Origin of the sequence: Pararhodobacter oceanensis (genome assembly GCF_003076755.1) — a bacterium.
Taxonomy (GTDB): domain Bacteria; phylum Pseudomonadota; class Alphaproteobacteria; order Rhodobacterales; family Rhodobacteraceae; genus Pararhodobacter; species Pararhodobacter oceanensis.
Genome location: NZ_QDKM01000005.1, coordinates 101,840 through 124,957 on the forward strand (window position 1 = coordinate 101,840; position 23,118 = coordinate 124,957).

At 63.6% G+C, this 23,118-nt stretch carries 21 protein-coding genes; 12 read left to right on the plus strand and 9 right to left on the minus strand.

The annotated features are described in order from the left end of the window. Window positions 1–27 precede the first annotated feature (27 nt). The 3 genes from DDE20_RS12320 to DDE20_RS19020 all read left to right on the plus strand — a co-directional run bounded on the left by DDE20_RS12320 (window position 28) and on the right by DDE20_RS19020 (window position 3,432). Complete coding sequence (locus tag DDE20_RS12320) at window positions 28–2,298, plus strand: NADP-dependent malic enzyme (protein ID WP_116558809.1); 2,271 nt, start codon at window positions 28–30, stop codon at window positions 2,296–2,298. Continuing rightward, window positions 2,295–3,170, plus strand: coding sequence for a ribokinase (locus tag DDE20_RS12325; protein WP_116558810.1), 876 nt, complete (start codon window positions 2,295–2,297; stop codon window positions 3,168–3,170). Before DDE20_RS12320 ends, DDE20_RS12325 begins: the two co-directional genes overlap by 4 nt. A gap of 103 nt (window positions 3,171–3,273) precedes the next feature. Continuing rightward, window positions 3,274–3,432, plus strand: a complete 159-nt coding sequence (locus tag DDE20_RS19020) for a hypothetical protein (protein ID WP_165814508.1) — start codon at window positions 3,274–3,276, stop codon at window positions 3,430–3,432. A 56-nt stretch (window positions 3,433–3,488) separates the two neighbouring features. On the opposite strand, the gene DDE20_RS12330 is transcribed toward DDE20_RS19020, so the two are convergent. After that, the gene (locus DDE20_RS12330) at window positions 3,489–4,721 is read right to left on the minus strand and encodes an argininosuccinate synthase (RefSeq protein ID WP_116558983.1); all 1,233 of its coding nucleotides are present in this window, start codon (window positions 4,719–4,721) and stop codon (window positions 3,489–3,491) included. A gap of 160 nt (window positions 4,722–4,881) precedes the next feature. Between DDE20_RS12330 and DDE20_RS12335 the strand changes: the two genes are divergently transcribed. Next, window positions 4,882–5,664, plus strand: a complete 783-nt coding sequence (locus DDE20_RS12335; protein WP_165814509.1) for a hypothetical protein — start codon at window positions 4,882–4,884, stop codon at window positions 5,662–5,664. Next, on the plus strand, window positions 5,657–6,100 hold the full coding sequence (locus DDE20_RS12340) for an acyl-CoA thioesterase (protein WP_165814510.1): 444 nt from the start codon (window positions 5,657–5,659) through the stop codon (window positions 6,098–6,100). The genes DDE20_RS12335 and DDE20_RS12340 overlap by 8 nt, the downstream gene beginning before the upstream one ends. A gap of 77 nt (window positions 6,101–6,177) precedes the next feature. Here DDE20_RS12340 and hslU read toward each other — a convergent pair whose 3' ends face one another. Together hslU and hslV are read right to left on the minus strand one after the other, a co-directional pair. Further along, window positions 6,178–7,476, minus strand: coding sequence for an ATP-dependent protease ATPase subunit HslU (gene hslU / locus DDE20_RS12345; RefSeq protein ID WP_116558813.1), 1,299 nt, complete (start codon window positions 7,474–7,476; stop codon window positions 6,178–6,180). Beyond that, window positions 7,473–8,030, minus strand: a complete 558-nt coding sequence (gene hslV / locus DDE20_RS12350; protein WP_116558814.1) for an ATP-dependent protease subunit HslV — start codon at window positions 8,028–8,030, stop codon at window positions 7,473–7,475. Before hslV ends, hslU begins: the two co-directional genes overlap by 4 nt. A 100-nt stretch (window positions 8,031–8,130) precedes the next feature. On the opposite strand from hslV, the gene tsaE reads away from it, so the two are divergent. Genes tsaE through trxA form a run of 4 tightly spaced genes read left to right on the plus strand, consistent with a single transcriptional unit; the run spans window position 8,131 to window position 15,215 of the window. Further along, window positions 8,131–8,595: a tRNA (adenosine(37)-N6)-threonylcarbamoyltransferase complex ATPase subunit type 1 TsaE gene (gene tsaE, locus DDE20_RS12355; RefSeq protein ID WP_116558815.1), complete on the plus strand. Its 465-nt coding sequence runs from the start codon at window positions 8,131–8,133 to the stop codon at window positions 8,593–8,595. Further along, the gene (gene addB, locus DDE20_RS12360) at window positions 8,585–11,512 is read left to right on the plus strand and encodes a double-strand break repair protein AddB (RefSeq protein ID WP_240608036.1); all 2,928 of its coding nucleotides are present in this window, start codon (window positions 8,585–8,587) and stop codon (window positions 11,510–11,512) included. Before tsaE ends, addB begins: the two co-directional genes overlap by 11 nt. Beyond that, window positions 11,505–14,843: a double-strand break repair helicase AddA gene (addA, locus tag DDE20_RS12365; protein ID WP_116558817.1), complete on the plus strand. Its 3,339-nt coding sequence runs from the start codon at window positions 11,505–11,507 to the stop codon at window positions 14,841–14,843. Before addB ends, addA begins: the two co-directional genes overlap by 8 nt. A 51-nt stretch (window positions 14,844–14,894) precedes the next feature. Continuing rightward, on the plus strand, window positions 14,895–15,215 hold the full coding sequence (trxA, locus tag DDE20_RS12370) for a thioredoxin (RefSeq protein ID WP_116558818.1): 321 nt from the start codon (window positions 14,895–14,897) through the stop codon (window positions 15,213–15,215). A 15-nt stretch (window positions 15,216–15,230) separates the two neighbouring features. Here trxA and DDE20_RS12375 read toward each other — a convergent pair whose 3' ends face one another. Together DDE20_RS12375 and regB are read right to left on the minus strand one after the other, a co-directional pair. Further along, on the minus strand, window positions 15,231–16,847 hold the full coding sequence (locus DDE20_RS12375; protein ID WP_133240350.1) for a PAS-domain containing protein: 1,617 nt from the start codon (window positions 16,845–16,847) through the stop codon (window positions 15,231–15,233). 87 nt (window positions 16,848–16,934) lie between these two features. Beyond that, window positions 16,935–18,311 (minus strand): sensor histidine kinase RegB, encoded by a 1,377-nt coding sequence (gene regB, locus DDE20_RS12380; RefSeq protein WP_116558820.1) that lies wholly within the window; start codon window positions 18,309–18,311, stop codon window positions 16,935–16,937. 98 nt (window positions 18,312–18,409) lie between these two features. Between regB and DDE20_RS12385 the strand changes: the two genes are divergently transcribed. Together DDE20_RS12385 and DDE20_RS12390 are read left to right on the plus strand one after the other, a co-directional pair. Continuing rightward, window positions 18,410–19,030 (plus strand): SCO family protein, encoded by a 621-nt coding sequence (locus DDE20_RS12385; protein ID WP_116558821.1) that lies wholly within the window; start codon window positions 18,410–18,412, stop codon window positions 19,028–19,030. 81 nt (window positions 19,031–19,111) lie between these two features. Beyond that, window positions 19,112–19,669, plus strand: coding sequence for an ActR/PrrA/RegA family redox response regulator transcription factor (locus DDE20_RS12390; RefSeq protein WP_116558822.1), 558 nt, complete (start codon window positions 19,112–19,114; stop codon window positions 19,667–19,669). 33 nt (window positions 19,670–19,702) lie between these two features. On the opposite strand, the gene DDE20_RS12395 is transcribed toward DDE20_RS12390, so the two are convergent. The 4 genes from DDE20_RS12395 to DDE20_RS12410 all read right to left on the minus strand — a co-directional run bounded on the left by DDE20_RS12395 (window position 19,703) and on the right by DDE20_RS12410 (window position 22,100). After that, window positions 19,703–20,164, minus strand: coding sequence for a MarR family winged helix-turn-helix transcriptional regulator (locus DDE20_RS12395; RefSeq protein WP_116558823.1), 462 nt, complete (start codon window positions 20,162–20,164; stop codon window positions 19,703–19,705). Beyond that, window positions 20,151–21,002, minus strand: coding sequence for a carbon-nitrogen hydrolase family protein (locus DDE20_RS12400; protein ID WP_116558984.1), 852 nt, complete (start codon window positions 21,000–21,002; stop codon window positions 20,151–20,153). Before DDE20_RS12400 ends, DDE20_RS12395 begins: the two co-directional genes overlap by 14 nt. 6 nt (window positions 21,003–21,008) lie before the next feature. Continuing rightward, a complete protein-coding gene (gene grxC, locus DDE20_RS12405) occupies window positions 21,009–21,269 on the minus strand; it encodes a glutaredoxin 3 (protein ID WP_116558824.1) in 261 nt (86 codons plus the stop codon). 108 nt (window positions 21,270–21,377) lie between these two features. Further along, a complete protein-coding gene (locus tag DDE20_RS12410) occupies window positions 21,378–22,100 on the minus strand; it encodes a double zinc ribbon domain-containing protein (RefSeq protein ID WP_240608048.1) in 723 nt (240 codons plus the stop codon). Between the two features lie 136 nt (window positions 22,101–22,236). Between DDE20_RS12410 and DDE20_RS12415 the strand changes: the two genes are divergently transcribed. Beyond that, window positions 22,237–23,097, plus strand: coding sequence for a methyltransferase domain-containing protein (locus DDE20_RS12415; protein WP_116558826.1), 861 nt, complete (start codon window positions 22,237–22,239; stop codon window positions 23,095–23,097). Window positions 23,098–23,118: the final 21 nt, after the last annotated feature.

Below are 23,118 nucleotides of genomic sequence, written 5' to 3' on the forward strand. Positions count from 1 at the left end.
AAAGGTAAGGCATCACAAGGAGATCCCATGTCCCGCAAATACCGCATCACCGACGAAGAAGCGCTGGCCTATCACTTCGAGCCGACGCCGGGCAAATATGAAATCGTGGCCTCGACACCGATGGCCACGCAGCGCGATCTGTCGCTGGCCTATTCGCCGGGTGTTGCGGTGCCGGTGCAGGCGATCGCGGACAACCCCGAGCTGGCCTATGACTATACGGTCAAGGGCAATATGGTCGCGGTGATCTCGAATGGCACCTCGATTCTGGGCATGGGCAATCTGGGCGCTCTGGCCTCGAAACCGGTGATGGAGGGCAAGGCGGTTCTGTTCAAACGCTTTGCCGACGTCAACGCGATTGATATCGAGCTGGACACGCTGGACGCCGATGAAATCATCAAAGCAGTGCATCTGATGTCGCCGACCTTTGGCGGGATCAACCTTGAGGATATCAAAGCGCCCGAGTGTTTCATCATCGAGCAGCGGCTGAAAGAGATTTGCGATATTCCGGTGTTCCATGATGACCAGCATGGCACGGCGGTGATCTGCGCGGCGGGGCTGATCAACGCGCTGGAGATCAGCGGTAAAAAGATCGAAGACGTGCGGATTGTGCTTAACGGGGCAGGGGCGGCAGGGATCGCCTGTCTGGAACTGGTCAAGTCGATGGGCGCGCAGCAGAACAATTGCATCATGTGCGACACCAAGGGTGTGATCTATCAGGGCCGCACCGAAGGCATGAACCAGTGGAAGTCGGCCCATGCCGCCGAGACCGATCTGCGCACCCTAGAGGAGGCGATGGACGGCGCCGATGTGTTCCTCGGCGTCTCGGCCAAAGGCGCGGTGACGGCGGAAATGGTCGCCTCGATGGCGGATAATCCGGTGATTTTCGCGATGGCCAACCCCGACCCCGAGATCACCCCCGAAGAGGCCCATGCGGTGCGCGCCGATGCGATTGTCGCCACCGGCCGCTCGGATTACCCGAACCAAGTCAACAATGTGCTGGGCTTTCCCTATCTGTTTCGCGGCGCGCTCGATATCCACGCCCGCGCGATCAATGACGAGATGAAGATCGCCTGCGCCCATGCTTTGGCGGCGCTGGCACGCGAGGACGTGCCCGACGAGGTGGCGATGGCTTACGGGCGCAAGCTTAGCTTTGGTCGCGATTACATCATTCCGACGCCCTTTGACCCGCGCTTGATCTATACGATCCCGCCCGCGGTGGCGAAGGCCGGGATGGACACCGGCGTGGCGCGGCGCCCGATCATTGATCTGGATGCTTATCAGCATTCGCTGAAGGCGCGGATGGATCCGACCGCCTCGATCCAGCAGAGTCTCTATGCCCGTGCCCGTCAGGCGCAATCGCGGATGATCTTTACCGAGGGTGATGACGAGCGGGTGCTGCGCGCCGCCGTCGCCTACCAGCGCGCCGGTCTGGGCAAATCGCTGGTCGTCGGGCAAGAGGATGACGTGAAGCGTCGCCTCGAGACCGCCGGTCTTGGCGATGCGATGCGCGAGTTGCAGGTCGTCAACGCCGCCAATACCCGTCATCTCGATACCTACCGCGCGTTTCTCTATAAACGCCTGCAGCGCAAGGGGATGGACCAGCGCGATGTGCACCGGCTGGTGACCCGCGACCGCAATATCTTTGCCGCGCTGATGCTGCAGCACGGGCATGGCGACGGGCTGGTGACGGGTGCCACGCGCAAATCGGCGCTGGTGATGGATATGATCAACCATGTGTTTGACGCGCGCGCGCAGGATGGTGCGGTCGGGGTCTCGGCGCTGCTCTATAAGGGCAAGGTGATGATCATTGCCGATACATTGGTGCATGAATGGCCCGATGAAGAGGATCTGGCCGATATCGCGACGCGCGCCGCCGAGGTTGCGCGTTCGATCGGGCTGGTGCCACGGGTGGCTTTCGTCAGCTTCTCGACCTTCGGTTATCCGGTGTCCGAGCGTGCCGACAAGATGCACCGCGCCCCCGAAGTGCTGACCCGCCGCGGGGTGGATTTCGAGTTTGAAGGCGAGATGACCGTCGATGTGGCGCTCAACCCGACCGTCGCCGCCGCCTATCCGTTCTCGCGGCTCACCGGTCCGGCGAATGTGCTGGTGGTGCCAGCGCGGCATTCGGCCTCGATTTCGGTCAAGCTGATGCAAGAGATGGCCGGTGCCACGGTGATCGGCCCGATCCTTGCCGGTGTGCCGAAACCGATTCAGATCCTCTCGACCGGCGCCACGGTGAACGACATCCTCAATATGTCGGTGATGGCCGCCAGCCGGATCGGTGCGAATACAAAATGACGGTCTATTGTCTGGGCTCGATCAATATCGACAATTTCTACCGCTTGCAGGCGCTGCCGAAAGCCGGTGAAACGCTGGCCGCGACGGGGTTTTCGCGCGGGCTGGGCGGCAAGGGGATCAACCAGTCGATCGCCGCCCTGCGCGCCGGTGCCGAAGTGGTGCATATCGGCGCCATTGGCCGCGATGACGCCTGGATCGAGGGCGAGTTGACCCGCCACGGTGTTGCCATGGGTGCGGTCTCGCGCGTTGAGGTGGCGACCGGTCATGCGATTGTGGCGATTGACGATGCCGGCGAGAACCAGATCATCATCCATTCGGGCGCCAATAACGCGCAATCTTCCGAGATGATCCGCTTCACCCTCTCGGGCGCCAAAGCCGGTGATATCCTGTTGTTGCAAAACGAGACCTCGCATCAGGTCGAGGCGGCAAAACTGGCCCATGCGGCGGGGATGCAGGTGTTTTATTCCGCCGCGCCCTTTGCCTTGGAGCCTTTGCGCGCGGTGCTGCCCTATGTGACGCATCTGTTGCTCAATGAGGGCGAGGGCGCGGAACTGGTCGCCGCCACGGGCGTGGCGCTGGAACAGCAGCCGGTGCAGGCGGTGATCATGACCCGCGGCGCGCAGGGTGCGGATTGGATCGAGCAGGGCAAGGCGCCGCAGCACACACCGCCAATCAAGGTGCAGCCGGTCGATACCACCGGCGCCGGTGATTGCTTTGCCGGGTCGCTGGCCGCGGCGCTGGATACCGGCGCTGACCCCGCCGCGGCAATGCGCTATGCCGCTGCCGCCGCCGCGCTACAGGTGACCCGCGCGGGCACCGCCGATGCCATGCCCAGCCGTGCGGATGTGAAAAATTTTATGGATAATTCCTGAAGCGCCGCAGGAAATCACCCCCGCCTTGCCATTATTGGGTCGCAATTAAGGGTTCTTTTAGAAATGACGGCCAGACTGGCTGAAATGACCGAAAGGGACCGCCATGAACACCCGCGCCGAAACCGCCGCCTCGATGATCGACAGCACGCTGATCGACTCCGCCGACCGCGACAGCATCCGCTTGCCCGCAGGCGCAGGTCTGGCGCTGGCCGCCTTGATTGGCTCTGTGACATGGATCGGGATTTTTGCCCTGTTGATGTAAGGGCCGCCTAACCAAGGCAAGGGCAGGGCGCGTGGGGCGCCCCGCCAGAGACAAGTTTACTTTTTGCCCGCAACCCGCGCGTTGCGCGTGGCCAGCAGCTTCAAACGCAGCGCGTTCAAGTGGATGAACCCTGCCGCGTCCTTTTGATCATAGGCACCGGCGTCATCCTCGAAGGTGACATGCGCCTCGCTATACAGCGAATGCTCCGACCAGCGCGCCACCGTCCGCACCGACCCTTTATACAGCTTGATCCGCACCGTGCCGGTGACATGCTCTTGCGATTTGTCGATCAGCGCCTGCAGCATCTCGCGCTCGGGCGAGAACCAGAAGCCGTTATAGATCAGCTCGGCATAGCGCGGCATGATCGAATCTTTCAGATGACCGGCGCCTGCATCCAGCGTGATCTGCTCGATCCCGCGATGCGCTTCCAGCAGCAATGTGCCGCCCGGCGTCTCATAGACCCCGCGAGATTTCATCCCGACAAAGCGGTTTTCCACCAGATCCAGACGCCCGATCCCGTGTTTGCCGCCCAATTCATTGAGCTTGGTCAGGATCGTCGCCGGGCTCATCCGCTCGCCGTTGATCGCCACCGCATCGCCGCGCTCGAATTCGACTTCGACCATCTCGGGCGTTTCCGGCGCATCCTCGGGCGAAACGGTGCGCTGATAAACATAATCGGGCGCTTCATCGGCCGGATCTTCGAGAACCTTACCCTCGCTTGAGGTGTGCAATAGATTCGCATCCACCGAGAAGGGCGCCTCGCCGCGCTTGTCCTTGGCAATCGGAATCTGGTGTTTCTCGGCAAATTCCAACAGTTTCGTGCGGCTCGACAGGTCCCATTCACGCCAGGGCGCAATCACCTGAATTGCCGGATCCAGCGCATAGGCGGCCAGTTCAAAGCGCACCTGATCATTGCCCTTGCCGGTGGCACCATGGGCAATCGCATCGGCGCCATGCTCTTGCGCGATCTGCACCAGATGCTTGGAAATCAGCGGCCGCGCGATCGAGGTGCCCAGCAGATAGAGCCCCTCATAGAGCGCATTGGCGCGGAACATCGGGAACACATAATCGCGCACGAATTCCTCGCGGGCGTCCAGAATATGGATGTTCTCGGGCTTGATGCCCATCATTTCGGCCTTGCGACGGGCTGGTTCCAGCTCTTCGCCTTGGCCCAGATCGGCGGTATAGGTGATCACCTCACAGCCATATTCGGTCTGCAGCCATTTCAGAATGATCGAGGTATCGAGGCCGCCGGAATAGGCCAGCACAACTTTTTTGGGGGCGGACATGTGGAAAACTCCCATGAAAATAATCGCGTTTTGGCTAACCCCTTTACCGCTTGGGCGCAACACCTGCTGAACATCGGCGGGCATCTGCCTGCCTGGCAGCGGCTCATTGACAAGGCCGCGCCGCGCCCGCTTAGATTGAGCCAAATAACAGGAGGCGATGGTGCAGGGCATCCAGATTTTCACCCATGCGGTGGGCATGGTGACACGGAATTTCAACGCCGTGCTGCGTATCGCCGGTATATTGCTGCTGGTGCAACTGGTCTTGGTGTTCAGCCTTGGCGAGGCCTATTTCGCCCGCGGCATGGCCAGCGGTGAGGTGGTGGGCGAGATGATGGACGGGGCGCAGAGCTCCGGCCTGTTGCTGACCGCCAGTCTGGTGCAATTCATTTTCGCGTTGTGGATCGCGGTCGCTTGGCATCGCTATATCCTGCTGCAGCAAGAGCCTGCGGGCTATATTCCGGCGTGGAACGGCGCCGAGATCATCGGCTATTTCAAAGCCGGTCTGATCCTTGTCCTGATCCTGATCGCGGTGATGATTCCGGTGATGATGATCGGCGGCATGCTGTTGCTGCCCTTGGCGACCAATGGCCAGGCCTCGCTGCTGGCCGGTCTCCTTGGCGCGCTGCTGCTCTACGTCCCCGCCGCCTATATCGCCTACCGCCTCTCGCCGATCCTGCCCGCCGCGGCGATTGGCGAGGCGATGACGCTCAAAGACGCATGGTATCAAACCAGCCCCAGCGGCGCCGCTTTTGTCGTGCTGACGGTGATCTCGGTGCTGGCCGGTTGGCTGGTCAATATGCCCGCCTCGCTGATCGCCCCCGTTGCTTTGCCGATCGCGCTGGTCTGGGCGGCGGTGGCGCAATGGCTGGCCATTGTCGTCGGCGCGAGTATCCTGACCACGATTTATGGCCATTACGTGCAAAAGCGAGACCTCAATGCCTGACAATAGACCCGAACTTCTGCGCCCCGAACTTCTGCGCGGTGTGGTGCACCCGTGGCATCATGATATCTTCGGTCATATGAATGTGCGCCATTATGCGCCGTTCTTTGATGACGCGTCGTTTTTCCTCTATGCGGCGATGGATATCTCGATCAACTGGCTGATCGAGGAATTCGGCATCCATATCGTCTCGGCCAAGGCAGAAACCAATTTTATCAAAGAGTTGGTCGCCGGTGACGGGTTCATCATCGACGGCGCGGTCAGCCGGATCGGCCGCCGCAGCGTGACCTTTCACCAGCGCATGACCCATGTCGAGACCGGCGCGCTGCATGCGACTTACAACCTGACCGAAGTCTTCTTCGACCCCAAAACCCGCAAATCCGCACCAATGCCCGACGAGGTTCGCGCCCGTCTTTCAAAGCATTTGTTAGCGGAATAACCGCCCCCTCATCTGTCCAAAAATATCCTGGGGGTGAGGCCCGCAGGGCCGAGGGGGCAAAGCCCCCTCAGCCACATTTACAGCACGTAGCGGCTCAGATCCGCCGAACGCGCCAGATCGCCGATGCTCTTTTCGACATAGGCGGCATCGACGCTGATCACTTGCCCCGCTTGGTCCGGCGCGTGGAACGAAAGCTCCTCGAACACCCGCTCGAGCACCGTATAAAGCCGCCGCGCGCCGATGTTTTCCACCGCGCGGTTGACCTCGGCGGCGATATTGGCCAGCGCGCGAATACCGTCTTCGGTAAAGCTGACCTCGACCTCTTCGGTGCCCATCAGCGCCGCATATTGGCGGGTCAGCGCGTTGTCGGTCTCGGTCAGGATGCGGACGAAATCATCCTCGGTCAGCGCCCGCAGTTCCACGCGGATCGGCAGGCGGCCCTGCAATTCCGGCAGCAGGTCCGAGGGTTTCGCCACGTGAAAGGCACCCGAGGCGATGAACAAGATGTGGTCGGTTTTCACCGCGCCGTGTTTGGTGCTGACCGTGGTGCCCTCGATCAAGGGCAAGAGATCGCGCTGCACACCCTCGCGGCTGACATCGGCGCCGCGGGTTTCGGCGCGGGCACAGACCTTGTCGATCTCGTCGAGAAACACGATGCCGTTTTGCTCGACCGCCTCCAGCGCCGCGGCTTTCACCGCCTCTTCATCAAGCAATTTATCCGCCTCTTCGGCGATCAATAATTCGTGGCTTTCCTCCACCGTCACCCGCTTTTTCGAGGTCCGCTGGCCAAAGGCCTTGCCGAAAATATCGCCCAGATTCATCCCCTGCGCCTGCATACCGGGGATTTCCATCATCGGCATTGCGGGGCTGGGATCGGTCAGTTCCAGCTCGATCACCGTGTCGTTCAACTCACCGGCGCGGAGCTTCTTGCGGAACAGGTCGCGGGTGCCGCTGCGCGCATCCTTACCGGCAATCGCATCGAGCACGCGCTCTTCGGCATTGGTCTGGGCGAGCGCATTCACCTGTTCGCGCATCGCGTCGCGGGTGATCTGCATCGCCACATCGACAAGATCGCGGATGATCTGCTCGACATCGCGGCCGACATAGCCAACTTCGGTGAATTTCGTCGCCTCGACCTTGAGAAACGGCGCCCGCGCCAGTTTCGCCAACCGGCGGGAAATCTCGGTTTTTCCGACGCCGGTGGGGCCGATCATCAGGATGTTCTTCGGATAGACTTCCTCTTGCATCGCCGGATCCAGCTGCTTGCGCCGCCAACGATTGCGCAGCGCCACGGCGACGGCGCGTTTGGCATCGGACTGGCCGATGATAAAGCGATCAAGCTCGGAGACGATTTCGCGCGGGGTCAGATCGGTCATTTGCGGATGCTCTCCACGGTCAGGTTTCCATTGGTGTAGACGCAGATCGAGGCGGCGATGGCCATCGCTTTGCGGGCGATCTCTTCGGCGGACATCTCGGTTTCCATCAATCCCCGCGCCGCGGCTTCGGCGAAATTCCCGCCCGAGCCGATGGCGGCGACGTCATATTCCGGCTCCAGCACATCGCCCGCGCCGGTGATCACCAAGAGGTCGTCGCCGTCGGTGACAATCAGCATCGCCTCGAGGTTGCGGAGGTATTTGTCCATGCGCCAGTCTTTCGCCAGTTCGACACAGGCGCGGGTGAGCTGGTCGGGCGCGGCCTCGAGCTTTTTCTCCAGCCGCTCCAGCAGGGTGAAGGCATCGGCGGTCGATCCGGCGAAACCGGCGACCACTTCGCGGCCGCTGGCGCCGATCCGGCGCACCTTGCGCGCCGAGCCTTTGATCACCGTCTGCCCGAGGCTCACCTGCCCGTCACCGGCCACCACCACTTCACCGCCGCGCCGCACCGCAAGTATGGTTGTGCCGTGCCAACCGGGGAATGTCTGCTCCGCCATATCAATCCTCTTTCAATTCCTGATCCTATATGGCGGTGCAGGGGCGGTATCACAAGAACCCCCTCTGGCGGGGGCCGGAATGCGGCGCTAGTCTGCCGCCATGAACACCGTCCACGCTCCCATATTCCTGCCCGATCCCGAGGCCACCTCCGCCCTTGCGCAGGCGCTGGCGCCGCTGTTGCGCGCCGGTGATTGCCTGTTGCTCGAGGGTCAGATCGGCGCCGGCAAAACCCATTTCGCCCGCGCCTTGATTCAAGAGTTCACCGCCGAGGATGTGCCCTCGCCGACCTTCACCTTGGTGCAGACTTACGACGCGCCGGAGTTCGAGATCTGGCACGCCGATCTCTACCGGCTCAGCCATCCCGACGAGGCGATTGAGCTGGGTCTGATCGAGGCTTTCGAGACTGCGCTTTGCCTGATTGAATGGCCCGAGAAGCTGGGCGATGATGCGCCAAAACAGGCTCTAACCCTGCAGTTAGTGCCTGAATCCGAGGGGCGCAGGGTGGAGTTCCTCAGCCCCGCGCCGCAATGGCAGCAAAGATTGAAAGCGCTTGATGATGTTTGAAGCCACGACAACCCCGCGCGTTTTCGGCTTGCCCTGCGGCGTCGATTTTCCCGCCGCTTTGGCGCGTGGGATTCGCGCGCGGATGCAGGGCGAACCGCCCGAGGCGATGGCGCGCGTTGAGGTCATCGTCAACACCGCGCGGGTGCAGGTGCGGCTGCGCGAGGCACTGGTGCGTCAGGGTGCGGGGTTCCTGCCGCAGATCCGGCTGATCAGCGATCTCGACCCCGCCACCACGCCGACGCATCCCCTGCGCACCCGTCTGGCGCTGGCGCAGGCGGTGCGCGCGCTGCTCAAACGCGAGCCGGACCTTGGCCCCGCGAGTTCGGCGTTTTCGCTGGCTGACGGACTCTATGGTCTGCTCGATGAAATGCAGGGTGAGGGCGTCGATCTGGACGTGCTCGAGGCGTTGGATGTCAGCAATCATTCCGAGCATTGGACGCGCTCACTGCGGTTCATTCGGGTGATTGCGGATCATTTCGGGCCGGTCTCGGGCGGGCAGGGGCGGTTGCGCGCGGCGATTGCGCAACTGACCGCCGATTGGCAGGTCGCGCCGCCCGATCACCCGATTATTGTCGCGGGCTCCACCGGCTCGCGTGGCCCTTCGGCGCTGTTGATGCAGGCGGTCGCGCATCTGCCGCAGGGTGCGCTGGTGCTGCCGGGGTTTGACGCCGATCTGCCGCGCGCGGTCTGGCAAAGTTTCGACAATCCTCTGCACAGCGAGGATCATCCGCAGTTCCGCTTTGCCCGCTTGATGGAGACGCTGGGGATCGCGGCCAGTGAAGTGCGGGGTTGGACCGAGGTGGATGCGCCCGATGCGCAGCGCAACCGGATCGTCTCACTGGCGCTGCGCCCTGCGCCGGTCACCGATCAATGGCTGCGCGATGGGCCGGAGTTGGGCGATCTGCGCCCGCCGACCGAGGCACTGACCTTGATCGAGGCGGGCTCACCACGGCAAGAGGGGCTGGCGATTGCGCTGGTGTTGCGGCAGGCGGCGGTTGACGGGAAATCCGCGGCGTTGATCACGCCGGACCGGACCTTGGCGCGGCGGGTGACGGCGGCGCTGGACCGTTGGCAAGTGATCCCCGATGACAGTGCCGGTCGCCCGCTGGGCCTCTCGGCGCCGGGGCGGTTTATGCGGCTCAGCGCGGGGATGTTTGGCCGCGCGGTCACCGCCGAGGCGCTGATCACGCTGTTGAAACACCCGATCAGCCATAGCGCCGTTGAGCGCGGCCCGCATCTGCGTCACCTGCGCGAGCTGGAAATACATCTGCGCCGCCGCGCCCATGCCTTTCCAACCGCGCAATCGCTGGATGATTTTGCCGCACGCAAACCCGAGCGCGAGGCTTGGGCGGAGTGGGTGAAAACGTCACTAACATTGGCAAATGGCGATGAAGAGCGCGATCTGGGCGACTGGATCACCGCGCATCAGGCGCTCGCCCAGCATCTGGCGGCGGGCGCGGGTGGCGCGGGCAGCGGCGAGTTGTGGCTGAAACCTGCAGGCGAGGCGGCGCTTTCGGTGTTCACCGAGCTGGCCACGGAATCCGCCTATGGCGGCGAGATGCGGTTTAGCGAGTATTCTGCCTTGTTAGACACTGTTTTGGCCGGAAAAGAGGTGCGCGAAAGCGTCGAGTCGCGCCCCGATATCATGATCTGGGGCACCTTGGAGGCGCGGGCACAGAGCGCCGATATCGTGGTTCTGGGCGGGCTGGTCGATGGCACATGGCCCGCCGCGCCCAGCCCGGACCCGTGGTTCAACCGGCAGATGCGGCTGGATGCGGGGCTGTTGCTGCCCGAGCGGCAGATCGGCCTTTCGGCGCATGACTTCCAGATCGCCATCGGCGCGCCCGAGGTGGTGCTCTCGCGCGCCAAACGCGATGCCGAGGCGGAAACCGTGCCCTCGCGCTGGCTTAACCGGTTGACCAACCTGATCCTCGGACTGTCGGCGCAGCATGGCGAGGCGGCGCTGGCAGGGATGGTCGCAAGGGGCAATCACTGGCTAGAACTGGCCGACCGTTACGACGCGGATCAATCCGGGGTGCCGCTGCATTGCGCCACGCGCAACCCGCGGCCTGCGCCCGCACCGCCATTATCGGCGCGCCCGCGTGAATTGCCGGTGACGCGGATCGAGACGCTGTCGCGCGATCCATATGCGATTTACGCCGAGCATGTGCTGCGGCTCAAACCGATGGATCCGCTGGCGCCTGAGCCCGACGCGCGGCTGCGCGGCACCGTCTTGCACCGCGTGCCCGAGGAATATGTGCGCCGCTTTCCACCCGGCACCAAAGGCGATGTCGAGGCGTTTATGGCAATTGCAGAGACGGTTTTGGCCGAGGAATGCCCCTGGCAAGCGACCCGTCTGCATTGGCTGGCGCGGTTGCGGCGCACGGCGCAGGGGTTTGTGACATGGAACGAAGAGCTCGACGCCGAGCCCCGCGTCACCGAGAAAAAAGCGCGGCTGCATATTCCGTTGCCCGCCTTTGATCTGATCGGCAAGCCCGACCGGATCGACATCGGCGCCGATGGGCGGGCGCGGGTTTACGATTATAAAACCGGCGCGCTGCCCTCGAAAGCGCAGCAAAGCCGCTTCTCGAAACAGTTGATCCTGCTGGCGCTGATGATTGAAGACGGCGCCTTCGAGGATATCGGGCCGGTGCCGGTGGGGGAGGCGCGCTATATCGGGTTGGGCAAGGAATTTGCCGAATCCGAGGCCGATGTGACGCCGGAAAACCAGAGCGCCACGCGTGAGGATCTGATCAAACTGCTGGCGCATTATCTGGACCCCGAGCAGGGGTTCACGGTGATGCGCGCGGTCGAGAACGAAGCGCGGATCGGCGATTTTCATGCGCTGGCGCGGCGCGGCGAATGGCAACCGACCGATCCGAGCGAGACGATTAAAGTGGGTGACCCCGATGGATGACGCAACGCTCCGGCAGATTTCAGCGGCGGACCCGGGCGCCTCGACGTGGCTGTCGGCGAATGCGGGCTCGGGTAAGACCAAAGTGCTGACCGACCGTGTGGCGCGGCTGTTGCTGCATGGCACGCCGCCGCAGCGGATTCTCTGCCTGACCTATACCAAAGCCGCCGCCAGCGAGATGCAGAACCGGCTGTTCCGGCGGCTGGGGCAATGGGCGATGCTGCCTGACGCGGACCTGAAGGCGGCGCTACGCGATCTGGGTGAACATGGCGAGGCCGACCCCGATCTGCTGCTGCGTGCGCGGCGGCTGTTTGCCCGCGCGATCGAGACGCCGGGCGGGCTGAAAATCCAGACCATTCACGCGTTTTGCTCGTCCTTGTTGCGGCGGTTTCCGTTGGAGGCGGCGGTCTCGCCGGATTTCGCCGAGGTTGAGGAGCGCAGCCTGCAACAGCTGCGTGTGGAACTGCTAGATCGCTTTGCGCAGGGGCCGGAGGCGGTGACACTTTCGGCGTTATTGACCCGTCTCACCGAAGACGCCTTTGTGCGGATTTTGCAGGATTTGGGCAGGCATAGAGACGCTTTTGATCTAGAGACCCCCGATTTTCACGCGCTCTTTGACCTGCCGCAGGGCTATGACGAGACGCGGCTTCTGGCCGAGGCGTTTGACGGTGGCGAGGCGGACCTCTTCGCGCGGATCATCCCGCAGTTGCAGCGCGGTGGCGCCAATGATGTGAAACTGGCCACGGCGCTGGCCGAGATCACCGAGTTTGACCTCGGGGCAATCACCGCACTGGCCGGAAAGCTGCTGTTTGGTCCGACGGCGAAAACGCCCTTTGTTGCCAAGACCGGAAAATTGATCGGCAAAGCGGGGATGGCGCATGTCGGCGAGGGGGACGCACTGGCGCTTGACGATCTGGCGGCGCGGATTGAGGAAGCGCGGCCCAAGCGGCAGGCGCTGGAGACGATCCGCGGGGCCGACGTCCTGCATGAATTCGCCCATCTCTGGCTGCCCGCCTTTGACCGCGCCAAGACCGCGCGCGGCTGGCTGGATTTTGACGATCTGATCCGGCTGACGCGGCGCCTTCTGGGCGTGTCCTCGGTGGCGCAATGGGTGCTGTTCAAACTTGACGGCGGCATTGACCATATTCTGGTCGATGAGGCGCAGGACACCAGCCCCGAGCAATGGCGGGTGATTGACCTGTTGACGCAGGAATTTGCCGCCGGTCATGGCGCGCGCGAGGATCTGCGGACGATTTTCGTGGTCGGGGATCACAAACAGTCGATTTACTCGTTTCAGGGCGCCGATCTGCGCGGCTATGAGCGCACACATGCGGCGTTTAGCCAGCGGTTGGCGGATGCGGGGCAGGTGTTGGTGGCCTCGAACCTCAAGCATTCCTTCCGGTCCTCGGCGGCGATCCTGAACTTGGTCGATCAGTGTTTTGCCAGCGCTCTGGGCGAGAACGGGCTCGGTGGGGCGGCGGATCATCTGGCGTTTCATGACCGTAAACCGGGGCGCGTGGATCTGTGGCCAGCGGTGCCCAAGGCCGAGAAACGCGAGGATATGCCGTGGTATGATCCCCTCGACCGGCCCTCGGAATCGCATGAGGATATCGTGCTGGCGCAGGCGATTGCCGGTGAAATCCGCGCGATCATCGACCGCGGTGAGCAGATTGACGAGGGCGGGAAGCTGCGGCCGATCCATGAGGGGGATTTCCTGATCCTCGTGCGGCGTCGCAAGCTGTTGTTCGATGCGCTGATCCGGTCCTGCAAGGCAGAGGGGCTGGAGATCGCCGGTGCCGACCGGCTGGTGCTGGATGAGGAACTGGCGGTCAAGGACCTGATTGCGCTGCTGAAATTCCTCGCGCTGCCCGAGGATGATCTGTCACTGGCGACAGTGTTGCGTTCGCCGCTATTTGGCTGGAGCGAGTACCAGTTGTTTCGCTTGGCGCATGGGCGCGGCGAGGCCTATCTGTGGCAGGTGATGCGCCACGCGCCCGAGGCCGAAGAGGCGCGCCGCGTGCTGGATGATCTGCGCGGACAGGTGGATTTCCTGCGCCCCTATGAGTTGATCGAACGGGTGCTGACGCGGCATGACGGGCGGCGGCGGATTAGGGCGCGGTTCGGCGATGAGGTGAGCGAGGCGCTGGAGGCTTTCGTTGATCTGGCGCTGAGTTATGAACAGGGGCACATCCCTTCGCTTGACGGGTTTCTGGGTTGGCTCGAGGCCAGCGATGCCGAGGTCAAACGCCAGTCTGAATCGGCGGGGCGGCGGGTGCGGGTGATGACCGTGCATGGCGCGAAAGGGCTGGAAGCGCCGATTGTGATCCTGCCCGATACCGCGCTGCGGCGCTCGCCCAATGCCTCGGGGGTCACCGCCATCGACGGGGTGCCGATCCTGCACGCCAATAAAGCGGATGCCACACAGGCGCAGTTGGAGGCCGAGGCCGAAGCAGTGTCGCTGCGCGAGGCCGAGAATGACCGGCTGTTGTATGTGGCTCTAACACGTGCGGAAAACTGGTTAATCATTGCCGGAGCCGGCAAGACCGAGGCGCCGGAAAGCTGGTATCAACGGGTGGCGCAGGGGGTGGCGGCGATGGGGCCGGTCTCGGTGTCGACGCCCTTTGGCGATGGCGCGCGGATCACCCATGGCGACTGGCCGCAACCGGTGGGCCATGCGACGCGGTTGGCCGCGCCGGTGATCGCGCCGCTGAACTTGCCCGCCGTGCCCCATGCGCCTTTGGGGGTCGAGGTGATCTCGCCGACCGCGCTGGGCGGGGCCAAGGCGCTGGCGGGCGAGGGCGATGACACGCCCGCGGCGCTGGCACGGGGCAATCTGATCCACGCGCTGCTGGAGGTTCTGCCGCAGCTGCCCGAGACGCAACGGGTGGCGCGGGCGCAGATGCTGATGGGGGGCGCGGACCCCGAGTTAGTCGATGCGCAAGCCTGTCTGGAGGAGGTTCTGACGGTGCTTAGCACGCCGGAGCTGGCCGAAGTTTTCGCCGGTGAGGCTTTGGTCGAGGTGGCGCTGAGCGGCACATGGGAGGGGCGCGCGATCTGGGGGATGATCGACCGGCTGATCGTGACCCAAGACCGCGTGCTGGCGATTGATTATAAATCCAACCGTATGGTGCCCGCGCAACCCAAGGACACGCCCGAGGGTCTGCTGCGCCAGATGGGCGCCTATGCCCATATGTTGCGCGCGATCTACCCCGAGCGGCGCATCGAGATGGCGGTGCTCTGGACCGCGACGGCGGCATTGATGCCGCTTGACGCAGATGTGATCGCGGGCGCTTTGGCGCGGGCCGCCCTTGACCCGACACCGGTGCCTTCTTAGGTAGGTCTGAGATGAAAACTGGCGAAACCGCCATCCGATCAGGAGAAAGCCATGTCCACCGTAGCTGTGACCGATGCGACGTTCGACGCCGAAGTCCGCGACAGCGACCTGCCGGTCGTTATTGATTTCTGGGCCGAATGGTGTGGCCCCTGTAAGCAGATCGGCCCGGCGCTCGAAGAGCTGGCGGTGGAATATGCCGGTCGGGTGAAGATCACCAAGGTCAATGTCGATGAGAACCCGCAGGTCACCGCAGCGATGGGGATCCGCGGCATTCCGGCGCTGTTCATGGTTAAAGAAGGCAAGATCATTGCCAATAAAGTTGGCGCGGCCCCGAAAGCGGCGCTGGCCAGCTGGATCGACGAGTCGCTGTAAGGCGCTCGCCTGATTTCAGGCACTCGCGCGCAGTTTAGCTGCGTCTGACACCGTCTCCGGCGCAAGCCTGGAGGCGGTTTTTCGTAGGTGCTCGCCGGTGAATACCAGCATCAGCGCACCGCTCGACATCCGCCGCGCCTCGATTTGCAGGGGCTCGCCATCGGGCAATTGCATCTCGCCGGTGATCGGCAGCGCATCCGCTGCAGGGCGCCGCGCCAATGCGCCGATCCGCTGCCAAAGCTGTGTATCGGTGCCCGCGGCGCTCCAGATTTTCAGCGCCTCGGGCAGGGTGACGGCGGTCAGCAGGTCCTCGTCTGCCGCGGGCCAAAGCAGCGAGAACACGCGGTTGGTCAGCACCAGATGGCCGTTCGGCGCAAACACCGCGATCGCCGCGTCGATCTGGTTGAGCACCGCCTGACTGGTCTCCATTTCGGCGCGCACATGGCGGGTGATACGGGTTTCCGAGGTGATATCCTCGATCAGAAACGCCAGCGCGCCATCAGGGTGCGGATTGGCACTGACGCGAAAGGTCTGGCCGTCGGGCAGGGTCCAAGTCTCATCAAATTCGGCCTGCGGTGAATAGCTTTCGATATCGAGCAGGCGCCGCGACCATGCGTGGTAATCGCGCGGCTCGGGCAGCACCCGCTTGTCGCGCATCCGGTTCAAAAACCCCTCAAGCCCAGGACGAGACAGGAGAAATTCCACCTCGAGCCCGGTCAGATCAATCAGCGCGGGATTGAAGATTTGCAGCCGCCGCGTGCGGTCGAATACCGCCAGTCCGGTCGGCAATGTGGCGAAGGTCTTGGTTAATGTCTGCACGAATTCCTGTTTCACCCGCTCGGCCCTTTGCGCCTCATCGGCGGGCACGGCAAAGCCCAAACGTCCGGCAGGGTCGCTGGTCCGGTTGACATCGAACCATAAATTGCGGCCCTGCGTGGCGGGATCGACCAGGGCGAGGCGCTGCGGGTCGCCGATCTCGCCCTGCGGGAAGAGATTGGGCAGCGGCCATGTGGAAATCTCGGTCTGCGCGGCGAGGCGGAGCAGATAGGCGCTATTCGCCCAGATCACCTGCCCGTCGCTATTCTCGCGCCAGAGCATGAAGGGCGCGCTGTCGATCAAGCCGCGCAGCAGCGCCAGTTCCGCCTGCAACGCGCGGTAGCTGAGCCGGTCGAGCGCGATCATCCCGCCCTCGGCCTGCGTATCGATCAATCGCAGCCGCAGGGTGTCGCCGCGCCGCTCAACCTCGAGTTCCAGCGCCGAGGATGGGCCGGGCGTGGTGTCGGGCGTGGTATCGGGCAACAGTTTGACGCGGTGATCGGCGGCGACCTGCGCAAGTTTACTGCCCAGATCGGGGAAATCCGCGTCGAGATGGGTGAGCAGCCGCTGCCAATCGCTCTGCACCCGACCGCCGCTGGCCGCGGATAACACGGTTAACAAAGCGGCGCCGGCGTCATTGGTGTCGATCAGCTCTTCGCCGGCAAAGAGAAAGGCGGCATCCCCGCCGCCAAGGGCGGGCGCGCGGCGGCTGCGGCGGTTTTTGCGGGGCAGGGCGGCGGTGATCAGCAAGACCGCTGCGACAGTGAGCGCCGAGGTTCCCGTGAGCACCAATGCCAGCAGAAGCGTTGATAACATTTTGACCACCTTTTGCCGCAGAAAAAACACATTTGGCTTAGGTGACCCTGCGCCTTATTGGTTAAGGCGCGGTTAAGGATAAGTTGGCTAGCCGGTGGGAAAGCGCAGGTTCTCGCCCAGAGCACTGCGCGGATCGGCTTCGATAGCGCTGCGTGGCCAAGTCACCTGCGCCGTCGCGCCGAGTTTCTCGCCGGTATAGCCGCGCGGTGGTTGCGTGCCGGTATCATTGGCGAAAAACACCTCGGCGCCGGTGCGTTCGAGCAGGGTTTTGGCGATGAACAGGCCCAGCCCCATCCCCTCGTATTCCGGCCGCCGGTCGCTGCGGCGGTCGCGCAGATAGGGCTCGCCGATGCGTTTGAGCAGGTTCGCCGGATAGCCGGGCCCGTCGTCGATAATCCGCAGCCTGATCTGGCTGTCGGTCCAATCGGCCTCGACCCAGACGCGGCTATCGGCGAAATCCACCGCGTTCTGGATCAGGTTGCGCAGCCCGTGGATGATCTCGGGGCGGCGCAGGATTTGCGGCATCGATTCAGGGTAATCGGGGTTCAGGGGATCGAAGGTAAATGCAATGCCACGTTCGATATGGGGGGCGGCGGCATCCGAGATGATCACCTCTAAGGGCGCGTGGCGGACATGCATATCGTCTTTGCCCGCCTGTCCCATCGAGCGCAGGATCGTGCGGCAGCGGTCGGCCTGTTCGCGGATCAACTGTGCATCCTCGACCAGTTCCGGCGTATCACCGAGGGCGTCGATCAGCTCGGCCGAGACCAGTTTGATCGTCGCCAGCGGCGTGCCCAATTCATGCGCCGCGGCGGCGACCACCCCGCCCAGATCGGTCAGGGTTTGCTCGCGCGCCAAGGCCAGACGCATGGCCAAAAGCGCCTCGGCCAATTTGTGTTTCTCGGCGGCGATCGAGCGCGAATAGAGGCTGGTAAAGGCAATGCCGACAACCAGCGCCAGCCAGAAGCCAAAGCGGAACAGATCGGGCAGTTCCAGAATGCTGCCATCGCGCAGGCGCAGGGGCTCGAAGGACACCGCCAGCAGGGAGGCCAGCACAAAGGTCAACACGCCCAAGATCACCGTGCTGCGCAATTGCAGCGCTGTCGCCGAGATCGTCACCGGCGCGACCAGCATCAGCGCAAAGGGATTGTTCAAGCCACCGGTGAGGAACAGCAACAGCGACAATTGCGCCGCGTCAAAGGCCAGCGTCAGCAGGGTTTCGCTGTCGGAGAGGCGCTTGATCCGCGGATAGACAAAGCGGCTGAGCAGGTTGGTCAGCGCCGAAGCCCCCACCACGGCCAAGCAAAACACCAGCGAAAACTGCAGCTCCAACCCGTAATAGGCGACCAATAGCGCGGTGATCTGCCCCGCTACGGCCAGCCAGCGCACACGGGTCAGGGTTTCAAGGCGCACCCAATGACCCTGCGTTTCGCGGTTCATCAGACCCTGTTTTTCAATCGTCATAAAGCGGCCTGTTGTCGCGGTAAGGGGTTTGACCATTGTTAAGCAGCCGGTGCTGGGGCATCAAGCACAACAGTGGACCGGACATGCGAGGGGAAAAGATGATTCGAGCATATTCCATTGGTGCAGCGTCATTCCTCGCTGTGGTGTTGGGCGTGATGGGCTATCTGATGTATGGCGGCAATAGCGACGATCCGTTCGCCCCCTGCCGCACCACCGCCATGCAGGGCGGGCTGGATGCCATCGGCGGGCCGTTTGAACTGATCAACGCCCAAGGCGAGACGGTCACCGACGCGGATGTGATCACCCAGCCGTCGATGGTCTATTTCGGATATACCTTCTGCCCCGATGTTTGTCCGCTGGATATGGCGCGCAATGCTTTGGCGACCGAGATTTTGGAAGACGAAGGCCATATCGTGCAGCCGGTGTTCATCACCATCGACCCGCGCCGCGACACGCCCGAGGTTGTCGGTGAATTCGCCAGTATTTTCCATGACCGCGCAGTCGGGCTGACCGGCAGCGATGAACAGGTCCGCGCTGCCTCGCGCGCCTACCGCACCTTCTATTCGGCGCATCAATCGGATGATGATTTCTATCTCGTCGATCATTCGACCTTTACCTATCTGGTGATGCCCGGCCATGGCACCGTCGAGGTTCTGCGGCAGGATCTGACCGCCGAGCAGGTCGCGCAAACCGCGCAATGTTTCATTGAGCGTGCGTAATTAATTGCGCTTTTCACCGCGCCGGGATTTGACCTCGGCGGGTGCAATGCCTAGATCAAGTGCAAACAAAAGGGACTCGGCATGGCTGACGATGTTGCACTCGATTTGGGCCAGGATCCGTCGCTGCTTCTGGTGGATGACGATGAGGTTTTTCTCAAGCGTTTAGGCCGCGCGATGGAGCGGCGCGGCTTTGCCGTCGAGATGGCCAATTCGGTGGCTGCGGGCCGCGCTCTGGCGACCGCGAGGCCGCCCGCCTATGCGGTGATCGACCTGCGGCTTGAGGATGGCAACGGGCTGGATGTGGTCGAAGTGCTGCGCGCGAAACGTCCCGATGCACGGATCGTGGTGCTGACCGGTTACGGTGCGATTGCCACCGCCGTGGCGGCGGTGAAAATTGGTGCTACCGACTATCTGTCGAAACCAGCCGACGCCGAAGAGGTGGTCAACGCGCTGTTGCAACGCGGCGATGCGGTGCTGCCCGAGCCGCCGGACAACCCGATGTCCGCCGACCGCGTGCGTTGGGAGCATATCCAGCGTGTCTATGAGCAATGCGACCGCAATGTCAGCGAGACCGCGCGGCGGTTGTCGATGCACCGGCGGACCCTGCAGCGGATTCTGGCCAAGCGTAGCCCGCGGTAAGCCTTTGATCTGACGGGTCTATTTGCGACCGTGCTATTTGCGGCTAGGGGTCGGCTCGTCAGGCTGTTCCAGCTCGGAGCGTAGATCGCGCAAGAGCGGCAGCACGGTGCGGATACGCGCGGTGCCCAGTTTCTCGGCCAGCCCTGAAATCACCGGCGATATCGCGCGGATCGCGTCTTCGCGGGCGCGCAGACCGGCGGGGCTGATGGTGACGAATTTGCGCCGCGCGTCATCCCAATCCGGCCTGATATGCACATGCCCCGCAACCTCGAGTTTGCGCAAAGTGTTGGTCATCGCCCCGCGGGTCACATGGAACGCCTTGGCCAGTTGCGCGGGCGTGCGGTCTTCGGTGGTGCGCGCCAGATGGTTGAGCACCGAAAACTGCGACAGCTCCAACCCCTTGGGCAGATGTTTGACCACCCGCGCGCGGGCCAGTTGATCGGCCATGAAGAGTTCGGCAAACAGCGAGACCGCCAGATCGTCAGAGGTTTTCATAATCAACCCTGTGCAGATCATAAGCGCGGTCATGGGTCAGCGCGGGGATGCGTTGGCGGGCATCTGTGACCGCATCAAGGTCAAGATCGGCATAGATCACGGAGGGCTCACGGCCTGCATCCGCCAGCACCTCGCCCCAAGGTGCCACCGCCAGCGCATGGCCCCAGGTCTCGCGGCTGCGGCCGGTGCTATGCGGATGGGTGCCGGTCTGGGCGGGCGCCAGAACATAACAGCCGGTCTCGATGGCGCGGGCGCGCAACAGGGTCTCCCAATGTGCGGCACCGGTGACGGGGCTGAAGGCCGAGGGCACGGTGATGATCTGGGCGCCGGCCTGCGCCAGATCGCGGTAGAGCGCGGCAAAGCGCAGGTCATAACAGACGGTCATGCCGATGGCGCCGATGGGGGTTTGCGCCAGCACCGCGCGCGCACCCGGACGGATTGCGGCGGATTCGCGGTAGGTCTCGGATTCGGAGACCTGCACATCGAACATATGGATCTTGTCATAGCGCGCGGCGATCTGCCCCTCGGGGGTGATCAATAGCGAGCGATTGGCGAAACGGCCCTCGGGATCATCGGTTTTCACCACGACCGAGCCCGCGAGCAGCCAGATACCGGCGCGCGCGGCCTCTTCGCGCATCATCGCCAGCACCGGATCATTCGCCTCATCCCGTAGAACCTCATGCTGGTGTTTGCGGCTGGTCGAGACGCAATTGGTCACCTCGGGCGTCAGCACAATGCCAGCGCCACCCGCCACCGCCTGCCGGATCGCCGCGCGCACCGGCGCGACATTCTCGGCAGGTACATCACCGACAGAAAGCTGGAGGAGACCCGCGCGGATCAACGCTCAGGCGCCATTGAGCAGCGGATCGAGCCCGCCGCGCCGGTCAAGCGCGTGCAACTCGTCGCTGCCGCCAATATGCGCGCCATCGATGAAAATCTGCGGCACCGTGCGTTTGCCCTTGGCGCGCTGGATCATCTCGGCTTTGCGGTCGGGGTTTTTCATCACGTCGATCTCGGTGAACGAGGCGCCTTTTTGGGTCAGCAGCCGCTTGGCGGCGTGGCAGAAGCCGCAAAACGGCGAGGAGTAAATTTCGATCTTGGCCATATGCACATCCTTTTGCCTTGCCTCAAAGATGTAGTGACCCGCGCTTCACTTGTGAACCGCAATCATCGGGTTTCACCGGCTATACCGGGGATATCGCGGGGCAAATCCCTATATCTGGCGTTTTGCCCGTGCCATAACGGCCACATCTACGTGATCGGCACCGGCGGCAAAGCAGGCCTCGGCGGCGGCGGCGAGCGTCGCGCCCGAGGTCATCACGTCGTCGACCAGCAGGATATGGCGCCCGGTGATGCGCGCGGCGTGCCGTGGATGGGCGGCAATCGCGCCCTGCATATTCTCGAAACGCCCTTCGCGTGTGCGGCCATCCTGCGAGCTGGTGCGGCGGATACGGCGCAACAGATCGGGGCAGGCGGGGCGCGCGACCTCCTGCGCCAGTGCTCTGGCCAGCAGCGCGGATTGGTTAAACCGGCGCTGAAACAGCCGCGTGGGGTGCAAAGGCACCGGCGCGATCAGCGTGTCGGGCCGGATCAGCCCCGCGCAACGCCGCGCCAGCCAGCGCGCGGCAGGGGCGGCGATATCATGGCGGTCGCCGTGTTTGAGCGCCAACACCAGCCGCCGCGCGCTGTCGCTATAGACCAGCGCGGCGCGGCCATGGCTCCACGGGCGGGCGATGCGCAGGCAGTCGTCGCAGTGCACCGGCGCATCCTCAAGCGGGCCGGGCAGGGGCGTGCCGCAGTGATCACAGGCGAGCCCGTCGATAAAGGGGGTGTTGGTCCAGCAGGCGGCGCAGAGAAGACCGGCGCGGCGCACCGGCGTGCTGCAGGCCAGACAATGCGGCGGGTAGAGCGTGTTGAGCAGGTGGCGCAGGGCGATGGCAGGCAGGGTCTCGGGCAGGGGGTCTGCATGGGGTTTCGGGCTGGTGTCGGCATGGGATTCGGGGTGCGTATCCACGGGGCTGCGGCAAGTGCTCCTCTTGACTTCACCGCTGCGGGCGCCAAACACAGACCTCATGAGCATATCCACTCCCCCGACCCTGACCGACCGCGCCGCGCTGGAGCGGTTTCGCGCCCGCGCCTGCAAAAACCCTGCGTTCTTTCTGCAAGAGGACGCGGCGGATGAGGTTCAGGAGAGACTCAACGAGGTTAACAGAACCTTTACAAAGCCCGCTGTGGTGACAGGTTTTCCGCAAATCTGGCAGGATCGGCTGCAAGACGCGCGGATTGTGGCGGATGCGCCGGTGCTTGATCTGCAGGTTGGCGCGCATGATCTGGTGATCCACGCGCTGGCGCTGCATTGGGCGGATGACCCGATCGGGCAGATTATCCAATGCCGCCGCGCGCTCACGCCCGACGGGCTGTTCATCGGGGTGATGTTTGGCGGCCAAAGCCTGCATGAGCTGCGCGCGGTGCTGGCGCAGGCCGAGGCGGATGTGACCGGCGGGCTGTCGCCGCGCGTCGTGCCGATGGCGGAAATCCGTGATCTGGGGGCGCTGTTGCAACGCGCCGAACTGGCGCTGCCGGTGGCAGACGGGTTCACCCGGCAGATCCTCTACCGCGATTTTCAGCATCTGGTGCGCGATCTGCGCGGTATGGGTGAAAGCAACGCTTTGGCCAGCCGCCACCGCGCGCCGATGCGCCGCGATGTGCTGGCGCGGGCCGAGGCGCTATACCGTGAGATGTTCGCCGATGACGAGGGGCGACTGATCGCCAGTGTCGAGACGATCTTCCTCACCGGTTGGGCGCCCGCCGAGAGCCAGCAGAAGCCGCTGCGCCCCGGAAGCGCCGCCGCGCGGCTGGCGGATGCGCTGGGCGCCACCGAAACACCGCTGGAACCGGCGCCGATTGCCGCACCCAAGCCCACCAAGGATTGACCCCGCGCGCAACCCCGCTAA